Source organism: Caldifarcimen microaerophilum (genome assembly GCF_055387105.1).
In genome coordinates, this window is sequence record NZ_AP038914.1 from 430,125 (window position 1) to 442,790 (window position 12,666).

Here is a 12,666-nt window from a genome sequence, read left to right on the forward strand (position 1 = left end):
GAGCCAGAATCAGGAATAAGATTTCTGCGAACCTTTGGATTTCAGTTTTTTCAGGCGGAATTTGTCCTCACGCTCACGATCTTCCAGCACCTGCCGGATGAATTTCACCTGCTCACGCAATTCCGGGATCACCTTCTGCTCCAGAGCGTTCACCCGCCGGGTGGTTTTCTTGATCTCCTCCCCGAGCTTCTTGAGACGGATTTCCATGGGCGCGAGGGCCAGGAGGATCTCCACCGCCTCTTCAAACCGCTCCGCAGCAAAATCGATGCGGGTGGACACGGTGAGGGGGCTGTAGCCCCGCTCCAGAAAGCGCCGGCGAAGCTTCACCCCGGCGATGTCCAGCATCTTCACGCCCCACATCTTCCGCTCTTTCATCTCCAGGGCAAGGTCCTTTCGCCGGGTCACCATGGCGGTGGATGCCAGGCGTTCCGGACCATCCACCCCCAGCGCCAGGGTGAGCACCCGGGTCGCCTGCTGCAGGGCACGATCCAGCTCCCGCTCCTTTTCAAGGAGGGGCTCGATCATCTTCCGGAACTCGGCAAAGAGGGCGTCTCGCTTGGTTTTGAGAAGACGAACCCCCTGCTCCGCCACCTTGATCTGGCGCCGGAGAAGCAAAAGGTTCATCCGGGTCGGGCTAACCTGTTCCATCGCTATCCCTCCGATTGGTGGAAAGTATACGGAAGGCGCATCGTTCCATCAAACCATCCGGTCCACCACAAACCGGGCGAAGGCGAAGGCGCTGGTGAACGCCGGCGAGACCGCATTCAGGATGTGGACCGCATCCCCATCCTCCGCCACCACATAGTCCATCACCAGTTTCCCCCGTTTCATGTCCACAAGCTGTGCCCGGAGACCGATCCTCCGTTCGGGAAGCAGGTCCTCCGGTTGAAGGGCGGGAAACAGACTGCGAGCATCCTCAAAGAAAAACCGCCGCAGGTATTTCCGGGTTTCGCTGAAGGCGTGCCTCCTGAACGCCGGATCCCGGAAAAACAGGATCCCTTCCCGAGCCAGGATGGAAAAGGCCTCCCGGTCCATGCCCCGGAGAATACCGTAATGCTTTCGTCCCAGGGCGGGAATGGCGGTGGGACCCACCCACACCTCGCCGTTGGGCCAGGGGGTGAAATGGACCCCCAGGAAAGGCAGACCCTTCCGGGGTGCCGGATAGAGGTTCCGGAGGATCCGGGGTGCAAGCCGGGGGTGAAGGCGATAATAGATCCCCTGAAAGGGAAGCACCCGAAGATGCCGGGCCACCCCGAAGGCATGGGCCAGCCGGTCCGCACCCATCCCCGCTGCATTCACGAACCGGGTGAAGGAGATGTCTCCGTCCGTGGTGTGCAATCTCCCCGATCCCGCCGGTCCCAGGCACCGGACCCCCAGCCGGATCTTCACCCCCTGCGCAAGGAGATCGGCCTTCAGGGCCTGCATCACCCGGTGGGGAAGGGTGGTCGCCGTGAGAGGGGTAAAGAGCGCCCGATCCACCGTCCGGGCTCCGGGAAACAGATCCTCCAGTTCTTCCTCATCCACCCAGGAGATGGGCGCGCCGTTGGCGGTGGCCCGCCTGTAAATCTCCTCAAGGGTCTCCAGATCCTCTTCGCGACGCGCCACCACCACCTTGCCTGTCTCCAGCAGGGGAAGGCCCTTTTCCCGGATGTAGTCCCGGAGGAGGCGGTGTCCCTCCAGACAGAACCGGGCTTTGTGGCTCCCGGCCGGATAATAGATCCCCGCGTGAAGCACCCCCGAGTTCCGTCCCGAAGCGTGAAGGCCCACATCCCGCTCCTCTTCCAGCACCATCACCTCCGCACCCCGGCGGACGGCTTCCCGGGCAATGGACAACCCCACGATGCCCCCACCGCAGATCACCCACATGCAGACAGCCTCCCCGGGCGAAACAACGGAAAATGTCTACACTCGCATGAACACCTCAAAGAACCTCTCCTGCGAACCTGTCCTGGACGCCAAATGTATCTTCCCACACGCACAAACCCGTTTATTCCCCTTCGTAATGCCCCACTTCCACAGGGTTCGCCGGATCCGACACGTCCACCACGCGGAGTCCGTCCCACCCATCCGCGACATAGGCGTAATTTCCCGCAATGGCCAGGTCTTCTGCATTTTCCGGTGTGTCATACGCCCCAACTTCCCTCGGATTCGCCGGGTCCGACACGTCGATCACACGAAAATTATCATCCACGACATAGGCGTAGCGCCCCGAAACCACCACGGCCTTGGCATACCCCGGCGTATCGTATGCTCCCACTTCTCTCGGATTTTCCGGAACCGATACGTCAATGACACGGAGACCACCCCTCTGATCTGCAACATAGGCGAAATTTCCCGAAATCGCCACGTCTGCTGCATACCCCGGTGTATCGTATGCTCCCACATCCACAGGATTCGCCGGGTCCGACACGGCCTCGGCATACCCTGGCGTGTCATAAGCCCCCACCTCCACGGGATTTTCCGGATCCGATACGTCCATCACACGGAGGCCGGCTTTTCGAGCCGCAACATAAGCGTAACGCCCCGAAACCACCACGGCCCTGGCTTCATCCGGTGTGTCGTAGAACCCCACTCTCCTCGGGTTCGCCGGATCCGACACGTCCATCACCCAGAGGCCCCCCGCGCTCACCGCTCCATAAAGTTTTTGGGATGCGGCGTCGTACCACAGGTCTGCGATCCATCCATACCCCTCAATCTCCCCAACCCGCCTCATTTCACCCCCATCCGACACAGCCAGAACATGAACCTCCTCCACAGATGGACCGTGCCCCTCTGACCGCGACACACCCGCAAACACAAGGTTGCGCCCTCCGTCCACGGCTACGCTTTTCACGATCGTCTGCCTCATACCCCACGGAAAGAACGGAAAAAGTGGGTTGAAACACCCCACCCCCAGCACCCCTCCGCTCAGCACCGCGACCCTGGTAGCCAGCCATACCCTGCGCATCGCTGTTCCCCTGTTTGCCTCCAGCGATCCAGAATCAAGTTTAGTTCAACATCCCCGTTCGTGCAAGATGCGGGCGCAGGTCTCCCCGGCCCGATGTTTTCCCGCCCGAAGGCTGTCCATAGAAGCATTGAAGTTCAGACAGGACCTGAGCCTCTGCCTCTTTGACGGGTCAGGGAGATGAGCGTCACCCGAAATCCGGCAAAGTTATGCCGTTGTCTTTCCATCGTGAAAGCCCTTACAATGCCACGGATTCGCGGTCATGAAAAATCCCCCTTTGCCAGAGCCGATTCGGAACAATGCAGGCAGGAAAACCCCGCTGGATAAACTTTCACCATGCTACCGGATGTGCGTGGAAGCACGTCGTCCCGGGATCATGTCCATTCCGGCATCCGGTTCACGACCATCACCCGGGGCTCGGTGAGGGCGTCCATGGCATAGCGGGGACCTTCCCGCAGAAGACCAGATGCCTTGGCCCCACCGTAGGGCATGATGTCCGCCCGATAGGTGGGCACATCGTTCACCATCAGCCCTCCGACCTCCAGTTCCTCAAAGGCTTTCAGGATCTTTCGGATGTCATGGGTGAAGAGCCCCGCCTGGAGGCCATACCGGCTGTCGTTCACCCGCTCCAGAGCCTCGTCAAAATCGGCATAGGTTTCGAGCAGAGCCACGGGGCCAAACACCTCCTCCCTCCAGAGGAGCGTGTCGTGGGGGACCTTCTCCACCAGAATGGGCTCGGGAAGGTCGGAAAGTTTCTCGGGGTCTCCAAACACCACCTGTGCCCCCCGGGAAAGGGCTTCGTCCAGAAACGCCTTCACTTTCTGGACAGCCCCCGGCGTGATCAGAGGGCACAGAAGGGCCTCCCGGTCCACCGAATGAAGGGCGTGGATCAGGGCGTCCCGGAAGGAATCGGCCACCTTTTCATGAACAAAGATCCGCTGTACGGAGATGCAGACCTGACCGGAATAACCAAAGGCGCCTGTGACGATCCGTTCGGCGGCAAAGGGAAGATCGGCATCCTCCTCCACGATCACACCGGCATTGCCCCCCAGCTCCAGGATCACCACCTTCGCCGCCGTGATTTTCTTGAGATGCCAGCCCACCTGGGCGCTTCCCGTGAAGGACAGGACCGCAACCCGTTCGTCCCGGACCATCCGTTCGGCCCGCTCGTTGGTGGTGGGCACCACCTGGATGGCTTCAGACGGAAATCCCGCCTCCCGCAGAATTTCTCCCAGCACCACCGCCGTCACAGGCGTGGCCGGTGCGGGTTTCAGGATCACCGGTGCACCCACAGCCAGTGCCGGCGCCACCTTGTGGAGGGGCAGGTTCAGGGGATAGTTGAAGGGTGTGATGGCGAGAACCACCCCGTAGGGAACCCGGCGGACCACCGCCCACCGTCCGGCGCCCAGCGGTGTCTGGTCCAGGCGGAGGTGCTCATCCCGCCAGGTCCAGGCCTCCGCGAGGGTGGTCTGGAGGGTGACCCGGGCACGGGCCACCTCGTTGCGGGCAAGGGGCAGGGGCTTGCGGTTTTCCTTATGGATGAGCTCGGCCAGCTCCTCTGACCGGCCCTCCACCAAACGAAGAGCCTTCTCCAGGGCTTCAAGCCGTTTGAACAGGGGCATGCGGGCAAAGGTCCTGCGAAAGGCAAAAGCCGTCTCCAGGGCAAGTTCAATCTCCCCGTCGCCCGCAAGACTCACCCGCCCTGCCGGGCTTTCCTGAACCTCCGACGTGTGAAGTTCTCCGGGACCTGCAAGAAGGGGATAGGTTTTCATGGCGCCACCTCCTCAAAAATGTGGGAATGTTCCGGCGAGGCAATCAAAACGTAACGAAAATTTCGCGCATACACCCGGACATGAAAACCCCGCCTGATGAAACGCTCTTTGAGAGTGAAGGGTGTGAAAAAATTTCCGGGCTCGCCCAGCGCGCGTTCGGCAAAACGGAGGATCTTTCCCATCACGGTGGAAGGATCAAAGTCATACATCACGAGATACCCGCCCGGTGCAAGGAGGGTGACCATCTCCTCCAGCGCGGCATCCACGTCCTGAAAATGGTGGAGGGCTTCCCCCACGCATACCGCGGAAAAGGCCTTCTCCCGAAAGGGAAGGCCCGGCGTTCGGGCGAGGATGGGGCGAATCCCCTCTCCGTAACGGAGCATGCCCGGCGCGGGATCGGCCACCCAGACCGGAAGACCCCGGGGACGGGCGAGAAGGGTCCCCATCGTCCCGGTTCCCCCTCCCACATCCAGCACCTTTCCGTTTTCAGGAAGCAGCCACCCCACCATCTCCAGAACCGACCGGACCCATGGGGGATAGAGAAGGGGTCCCACCTTCTGGAAAACCCAGCCCGACACGCCCAGACGGAAGGGCAAGGCCATCGCCTTTCAGGTGAGATGCTTCTTGAGGAAATAATAGGTGAGGCCAATGATGGTTTTGGCGTCTTCAAACTCCCCCGCAAGGAGCATGGTCAACGCCTCATCCTCCGGAAGTTCTTCCACCTCCAGAATCTCGTCCGGATCCAGGTTCTGCTCACCCTTCACAAGGTCCCGGGCAATCCAGAACGTCATCCGTTCGGTGGAATAGCCCGGCGCGACATAATAGAAAAGGAGGAACTCCCACGATCCCGCCCGATAACCGGTTTCCTCCGCAAGTTCACGCTTTGCCGCTTCCAGCGCCTTTTCCTCTCCGTGATCGCACTTTCCTGCGGGGAGTTCCAGAATGGTTCGACCCAGGGCATGGCGGTATTGCCGGGTGAACACGATCCGGCCTTCCGGTGTGATGGGCAGGATGGTCACGGCCGGCGCATATTCCACCACTTCAAAGTCCACGGTTCGACCGGTGTCCGGGAAAAAGAGGGTGTCCACCCGCAGGTTCACCACCCGCCCGCGATACACATACCGTTCCCCCCGTTTTTCCACCCTTCTCATCGGCGGCCTCCTTTCCGGACAAGTTCGCTCTTCCGTTTTTGAACAAACCGGATGGGGGTGCCCACAAGGCCCAGGCGATCCCGGAGTCTGCGTTCCACAAACCGGAGGTAGCTTTCCGGCCAGGGGTTTTCCACAACGATCAGGATGGTGGGCGGCTTGCGCCCCACCTGAGCATAGCGAAAGGCCCGGGTGGGGGGATGGTATTCGTCCAGGATCTCATCCAGCGCCCTCACCAGTTGTGGATGGGGGATCCGGCGCTTCCACTCCCGGTGAACGGTCCGGATCAGCTTTTTGAGATACTCCACGTTTTCGCCCGTTTTCGCGCTCACAAACAGGAAGGGGGCAAAGTCCACAAAGGGCAGGGCATCCTTGATGCCCTGAAACACGGCGGTCCGTTCTTTCGAGGGAATCAGGTCGGATTTGGAAAGGCCCACCACCAGCCCTCTTCCCTCCTCCACCACCATCCGGAGGATGTTCCGGTCCACCCGGGTAACCCCCTGGGTGAGATCCAGAAGAACCACCGCGACTTCCGCAAATCGGACAGAACTTTCGCTTCGAAGAGACGCCCAGTAACTCACCTCATCCGGATAACGCCGGAGGATCCCCGCCGTGTCCACAAAGACAAAATCCTCCACTTCCACGTCCACCGCGTCCCGGGTGGTCCCCGGCACATCCGATACCACGGTGATCTCCCGCCCGGCGATCCGGTTCAGCAGAGACGACTTGCCCGTGTTGGGTTTTCCGAGAAGGGCCACCCGGATCCGGGAGCCCTCCTCTTCCTCAAGAGGCCGGTATCCCTTTTCGGCAAGGCGGTCCACGATCCGGTCTTTGAGTTCCAGGAGTCCCTCCCTGTGGGCCGCGCTCACCAGGAGAGGCTCCCCATACCCCAGGGAGAAAAACTCATAGGGATCGGGGTTTTTGATGTCCGCCTTGTTGGCCACCAGGATCACGTCTTTCCCGAGTTCCCGAAGCCATTGAGCGATTTCCGCATCCCGGGGGTGAAGACCGGCCTTCAGATCCACAAGGAAGAGGACCAGATCGCTTTCCCGGACAGCCCGTTCAATGTGGCGTTTGACCTTTTCAAACACCTCGTCTTCTTCGGGAGGATACAGCCCGCCCGTGTCCATGAGTTCAAAGGCGTAGCCCTCATGGTGGAGGGTTTTGCGCAGTCCGCCGCGGGTCACCCCGGGGGTGCGATCCACGAGAGCCAGGGGTTTGCCCACCAGGGCGTTGAACAGGGAGGACTTGCCCACGTTCACCCGGCCGACGATCACCACAAGGGGAAGTTTTCCACGAATTTCCATGCCTTTAGTATACGCGCAGGAGAGCGAACCTGCACCTTTCCGCGTTGACAGTCAGCCGGGAAAACTGTACCATTCGGGCCGTACGGGAGACATCCATGACCCTTCGTCGTGTGCTTGTGGCCAACCGGGGTGAGATTGCCCTGCGGATCATCCGGACCCTCCACGCCCTCGGGCTTGAGGCCGTGGCGGTCTTCTCCGATGCCGACGCTGGAAGTCCCCACGTGGACGCCGCCGACATCGCCCTCCCCATCGGGGGAACCACCCCGCAGGAAAGCTACCTCCAGATGGATCGGATCCTGGATGCAGCCAAACAAGCCGGCGCCCAGGCCATCCATCCGGGATACGGTTTCCTCGCGGAAAACCCGGAGTTTGCCCGGAAGGTGCAGGAAGCAGGGCTGGTGTTCATCGGGCCGAAACCCGACGTGATGGCCCTCATGGGCGACAAGACCCGGGCCCATGCCCTTGCCCGGAAGGCGGGTGTCCCCACCCCTCCCGGAGGGGTGCTGGTGTCCGGCCCCGAGGAAGCACAGAAAGCCGCAGAAAACCTGGGGTATCCGGTGGTGATCAAAGCGGCCGGCGGAGGCGGTGGGAAGGGGATGCGGCGGGTGTATGGGCCGGAGGAACTTGCCCACCAGGTGGAAAGCGCCATCCGGGAAGCCCGGAGCGCCTTCGGAGATCCCCGGGTGTTTGTGGAAAAGTGGATTGAGCCCGCCCGACACGTGGAGGTCCAGGTTCTGGCCGACCATCACGGAACCATCTGGATTCTTGGGGAGCGGGAATGCAGCCTCCAGCGCCGCTATCAGAAAATCATTGAGGAAACCCCCTCACCCGGGATTTCCGAAGACACCCGAAAGGCCCTCCACGAAGCGGCCCGGAGGATGGTGGAAGCCGCCGGTTACACCTCCGCCGGGACGCTGGAGTTTCTGGTGGACCGGGAAGGGAACTTCTATTTCATGGAGATGAACACCCGGCTTCAGGTGGAACATCCGGTCACCGAAATGGTCTGGGGGCTGGATCTCGTGGCCTGGCAGATCCGGGTGGCCCGGGGTGAGCGTCTTCCGGATCTTCCCTTCACCCCCCGGGGACATGCCATCGAAGCCCGGATCTATGCCGAAGATCCCTATGCCGGGTTTCTTCCGTCCACCGGGGATCTCCTTGCCCTGCACCTTCCCCACCATCCGGGAGTCCGGGTGGATCACGCCCTCCGGGAAGGCCTCGCCATCCACGCCTTTTACGACCCCATGCTCGCCAAGGTGATCGCCTGGGGGGAAACCCGGGAGCAGGCGCGAGCCCGTCTGGTGGAAGCCCTGAAAGATACAGCGCTTCTGGGGGTGATGCACAACATCGGTTTCCTGATCCACCTTCTGGAAAGCGACGTATTCCGGAATGCGGAAACCTACACCACCACGGTGGAGGCCATGACACCCGAACCTCCCGATCCCCCGCCGGAAGTTCTGGTGGCCGGTCTTCTTTCCCAGCCAACACCCTCCAGCCCGCCGCCTGAATCGGTGCCCGCGGGCGACCCCTTTTCGCCCTTCAAAACCCTTGGGCGATTTCGGATCGGAGAAACGTCATGACGTCCCGTTTTTTCCGCATTCGGGGACAGGTGGTGGAGGTGCGGGGAAGCCTCCACGAGGGAGAGGTCCGGCTGGAACATCCGGTCTCCCGCGCGTGGGGCGTTTCGCGGGATGGGAAGCGGGTGGTGCTGGTGGAGGGACACACGCGAATTCCTCTGTGGGTTGCTCAGGACCGAAACGGCGGGATCTGGGTCTCCTTCAGGGGGGAAGTGTTTCGCCTGGAACCGGCCCCTCCCCGTAACCGTCCGGCGAGAACGGAACACCCGGAGGAGATCTCCTCCCCCCTCACGGGCAAAGTTCAGAAAATCCACGTGCGGGAAGGGGACCGGGTGGAGGAAGGCGCGCCTCTCGTCACGGTGGAGGCCATGAAAATGGAATATCACCTAACCGCACCGGCCCCCGCCATGGTGCAGGCCATTCCGGTGAAGGAAGGAGATCTTGTGGATCTCGGCCAGGTGCTGGTTCGCCTTTCATATCCCCCGCCGGATCATCTCCAGCCAGGCGGGGAGGGAGGGCGTCTGGCGGAGGAGTGATCCCCGCGCCACCAGCTCCCCCAGGGCATCCACCACCCGGGGATGATGATTGCCTCTCATTTCTTCCAGCACCACCTCCGGCGGCTTGGGTGGGCGATAGTGCCGGTTGGGCGACGTTGCCGCCTCAAAGGTGTCGGCGGCCGCCAGCACGGCCCCCATCATGGATAGTTCCTGACGGGTGAGTCCCCGGGGATAGCCGGAGCCGTCCACCCGCTCGTGATGTTCGGCCACCACCCGGGCCACCCCGGGCATTCCCAGAAGGTTCAGGGCCTCCACGCCATAAGCCACGTGCTCCCGGATCAACTTCCACTCCGCTTCCGTGAAGGGGCGAACGCGGTTCAGAAGGATCCAGGGAAGATACAGTTTTCCGATATCGTGCACCAGCCCGGCGATGGCCAGGGACCGGGGGAACACAGCCCGGCGGAGGGAAGCGTCTTTTTCTGTGAGCACCCGCCCGATCCAGTAGGCGATCCAGCTCACCCGGAGGGAATGGTCCCCCGCAGTATACAGGTCCTTCTCCGCAAGAAGCTGCAGGAGGGCTCGAAACAACTCTTCATATTGTGCGAGCAGGTTCCCCTCCACGCTCCCGGGAAGCCCACGCAAGAGAATCAACGCCGAATACAGGATATCCCGTTCCCGAAAGAACGCCCCACCTTCCATGGCCAGGCGGAGGGCCTGGCGCAGGGCGGAAAGAGAACCCGTCCGCCCCTCCCGGAACTCGATCACCGCCTGATAGAAGTGCATCGCCGCGGCGAGTTCCGGCGACCTTTGTTTCCTCCGGGACAGGACATACCGGATCAAACGCTTCGCGCGCTCATACCCGTCCAGATGGAGATAGGTTTCCGTCAGCACCGGCCAGGCAAAGGTGTAAAAATCAGGGTAGCGTGCCCGATGGGCATGAAACTGCTGAAGGGCACGGGTCAGTTCCCGGACCTCCTCCCGGGTGGGGCGCATCTCTTCCCCCCTCAGCGCACGGGTTCGGAACCGGTGAAGGAGAAGATGAACGCGGTTGAGATAGACCACCGGCAGGCGATAGGCGATTTCGGGATCGTCCAGCCCCTGATGGATCAGGTCTTCTTCCACCCGGTTCCACCGGAGGGCCTCGTCCCAGCGATGGGCATATTGATGATAGAGGGCGGCCACGCGGGCGGCAAACACCCGCGCCCGGAGGAGGGCACGGTCCTCCACCAGAAGGTCCTCCACGCACCGAAGGGCGTCTTCAAACAGGCCATAGGTGCAGAGATACAGGGCAGCCCGGGCTTTCAAAAACTCGCTGCTTCCCTCATCGGGGCACCGATCCGCCAGCGACAGAAGCACCTGGGCAGCCAGATAGGGGTCCCCCTTCTCCCGGATCAGGCGGGTGAGTTCGAGGAGGGCGCGAAATTCCACAGCATTAGCATTCGCGCTGTCACATGCGGTGAGATCCTCAAGGAGGCGGGGGGCGATGTCCCGGTCCCACCGTTCCAGCTCCTCAAACGGGGCCCGCACCAGGGAGGGTATCCCCTGAAGCCTTGCCTTCCATCGCTCGACAACCCCCTGAGACATGAACGCTCCCCCAGCCCTCGGCTATATAAACTATGGTCGGAGAAGGAGGGTCTGTCAACCCACTTCACCGAACGCGGGCGTCGAGAGCCTCCAGCAACGGGTATCCCCCCTGGAATCCTTTGAGCCGGACCAGCACATCCGCCACCACCCCGGAGACCTGCTCCCAGGGCTGACCGGTTGTTCTGCGCTCCACCACAAGGGATTTCCCCTGGAACAGGAGGAGAAACCGGAGGAGATGCTTGCTTTTCCGGCTTCGCTGAAGGATGCGTGCCCCCTGCAACACGAAGGTGGGGTAGGGATTCCCCATCCCAAAAGGCTCCAGCTTCCGGAACTCCTCGGGGAGACGGGGATCGTCCAGCCATCCCGGCTCGGGCAGCACAAAATCCACCTCCACCTCCGGCTCCGGGGGCTCGGGCAGATTCTCGTCCACATAGGCCACCAGCGCCTCCCGGAGCTCAGGGATCCGTTCTCGACGCAGGCGCAGACCCGCCGCCATCCGGTGCCCTCCAAAGGCTTCCAGGAGATGCCGGTGGGCGTGGAGGGCTTCAAAGAGATGAAAACCGGGGACGCTCCGTCCGGAGCCTTTGCCCCAGCCGTCTTCCACCGCGATCACAATGGCGGGCCGTTCATACCGTTCCACAAGCCGGGAAGCCACAATGCCGATCACTCCCTCATGCCAGCCTTCCCCTTCCACCACCAGGACGGGATGGTCCCGCAGATCGGTGGACTCAATCCGACGGGACGCCTCCTCCACAATGGTCCGCTCCAGACTCTGGCGCCGGCGGTTTTCCTGATCCAGAAGCCGTGCCAGCTCCAGGGCCCGCTGGCCCTCGGGGGTGGTGAGAAGCTCCAGCGCGATGCGGGCGTGGCGGAGGCGGCCCGCCACATTCAGCCGGGGGCCAAAGATGAAGGAGATATGCCAGGGGCTCACGGTTTTTCCCCGCAGCCGGGCGACCTCCTGGAGGGCTTTGAGGCCCGCCTTTCGGGTCTGGGAAAGAACCTTCAGTCCGTAATGCACCAGGATCCGGTTTTCCCCCACCAGCGGCATGAGGTCCGCCACCGTACCCAGCGCAACCAGGTCCAGGTCCCAGTAGAGCGCAGATTTATCCAGATCCAGCGCCGTATACAGGGCATCCAGCAGCTTGAACACCACCCCGACCCCGGCAAGTTCTTCGCCATCCCGCAGCAGTTTCGGGTTCACGAGAGCCACGGCATCCGGCAGGTGCTCCTGGGGGAGGTGATGGTCCGTGACCACCACATCAATGCCGTAGGAACGGGCGAGTTCCACCTCCTCCACCGCCGTGATCCCGCAGTCCACGGTGATGATCAGGGAGGCGCCGGCCGATTTGGCGTGTTCCACCCCCTCTGCCGAAAGGCCATAGCCCTCCTCAAACCGATCGGGGATATAGGCCACCACGTCCGCTCCCAGTCTCCGGAGATTTCGCACGAGAAGAGCCGTGGATACCACACCATCCGCATCGTAGTCACCGTGGACCAGAATCCGTTCCCGGTTTTTCAGCGCGGCGACGATCCGGTCCACCGCCCGTTCCATGCCGGGGAGAAGAAAGGGAGATGAAAGGGCCTCAATCCGGGGAAACAGAAAATCCTCCACGCTGTCCGGCGGAATCCCCCGGGAGGCGAGAAGGGCCTGGGTGAAGGGTGAAAACGAAACCTCTTCCCTCACCTCCGGAAGGGTTTGCTTGAAAATCCAGCGCACGGAAAAGCTCCTTTTGCCCTTAAAGATAGGGGGGCGGACATGAACCTTCAAAGTTCGCCCAGGACAGGACGAAAACCCGCCCTGTGCCCCGTTCAGGTCAGGGTGAGGATCACCCTCCCCCAG

The 12,666-nt window shown here is 62.0% G+C and carries 11 protein-coding genes; 2 read left to right on the forward strand and 9 right to left on the reverse strand.

Features of this window, described 5'->3' with window-relative positions; all coding sequences use genetic code 11:
• Window positions 1-9 precede the first annotated feature (9 nt).
• The 7 genes from AC6HU3_RS02025 to der form a co-directional block, all read right to left on the reverse strand.
• Window positions 10-648, reverse strand: coding sequence for a V-type ATP synthase subunit D (locus tag AC6HU3_RS02025; RefSeq protein ID WP_497474215.1), 639 nt, complete (start codon window positions 646-648; stop codon window positions 10-12).
• Window positions 649-696: 48 nt separating this feature from the next.
• A complete protein-coding gene (locus tag AC6HU3_RS02030) occupies window positions 697-1,866 on the reverse strand; it encodes an NAD(P)/FAD-dependent oxidoreductase (RefSeq protein ID WP_497474216.1) in 1,170 nt (389 codons plus the stop codon).
• A 121-nt stretch (window positions 1,867-1,987) separates the two neighbouring features.
• On the reverse strand, window positions 1,988-2,833 hold the full coding sequence (locus AC6HU3_RS02035; RefSeq protein WP_497474218.1) for an LVIVD repeat-containing protein: 846 nt from the start codon (window positions 2,831-2,833) through the stop codon (window positions 1,988-1,990).
• 485 nt (window positions 2,834-3,318) lie between these two features.
• The gene (locus AC6HU3_RS02040; protein ID WP_497474220.1) at window positions 3,319-4,716 is read right to left on the reverse strand and encodes an aldehyde dehydrogenase family protein; all 1,398 of its coding nucleotides are present in this window, start codon (window positions 4,714-4,716) and stop codon (window positions 3,319-3,321) included.
• A complete protein-coding gene (locus AC6HU3_RS02045) occupies window positions 4,713-5,318 on the reverse strand; it encodes a class I SAM-dependent methyltransferase (RefSeq protein WP_497474222.1) in 606 nt (201 codons plus the stop codon). Before AC6HU3_RS02045 ends, AC6HU3_RS02040 begins: the two co-directional genes overlap by 4 nt.
• A 6-nt stretch (window positions 5,319-5,324) precedes the next feature.
• Window positions 5,325-5,867 carry an NUDIX hydrolase gene (locus AC6HU3_RS02050; RefSeq protein ID WP_497474224.1) on the reverse strand — a complete coding sequence of 181 codons (543 nt, stop codon included), beginning with the start codon at window positions 5,865-5,867 and terminating at the stop codon, window positions 5,325-5,327.
• Window positions 5,864-7,171 carry a ribosome biogenesis GTPase Der gene (der, locus tag AC6HU3_RS02055; RefSeq protein WP_497474226.1) on the reverse strand — a complete coding sequence of 436 codons (1,308 nt, stop codon included), beginning with the start codon at window positions 7,169-7,171 and terminating at the stop codon, window positions 5,864-5,866. The genes AC6HU3_RS02050 and der overlap by 4 nt, the downstream gene beginning before the upstream one ends.
• Before the next feature lie 95 nt (window positions 7,172-7,266).
• On the opposite strand from der, the gene AC6HU3_RS02060 reads away from it, so the two are divergent.
• Window positions 7,267-8,748 carry an acetyl-CoA carboxylase biotin carboxylase subunit gene (locus AC6HU3_RS02060; RefSeq protein ID WP_497474228.1) on the forward strand — a complete coding sequence of 494 codons (1,482 nt, stop codon included), beginning with the start codon at window positions 7,267-7,269 and terminating at the stop codon, window positions 8,746-8,748.
• Window positions 8,745-9,281, forward strand: coding sequence for an acyl-CoA carboxylase biotin carboxyl carrier protein subunit (locus tag AC6HU3_RS02065; protein ID WP_497474230.1), 537 nt, complete (start codon window positions 8,745-8,747; stop codon window positions 9,279-9,281). The genes AC6HU3_RS02060 and AC6HU3_RS02065 overlap by 4 nt, the downstream gene beginning before the upstream one ends.
• On the opposite strand, the gene AC6HU3_RS02070 is transcribed toward AC6HU3_RS02065, so the two are convergent.
• Both AC6HU3_RS02070 and recJ read right to left on the reverse strand, forming a co-directional pair.
• A complete protein-coding gene (locus AC6HU3_RS02070) occupies window positions 9,219-10,769 on the reverse strand; it encodes an HD-GYP domain-containing protein (protein ID WP_497474232.1) in 1,551 nt (516 codons plus the stop codon). The genes AC6HU3_RS02065 and AC6HU3_RS02070 overlap by 63 nt on opposite strands.
• 121 nt (window positions 10,770-10,890) lie before the next feature.
• Entirely contained in the window at window positions 10,891-12,543 is a 1,653-nt protein-coding gene (gene recJ / locus AC6HU3_RS02075; protein WP_497474234.1) for a single-stranded-DNA-specific exonuclease RecJ, read from the reverse strand.
• Window positions 12,544-12,666 lie beyond the last annotated feature (123 nt).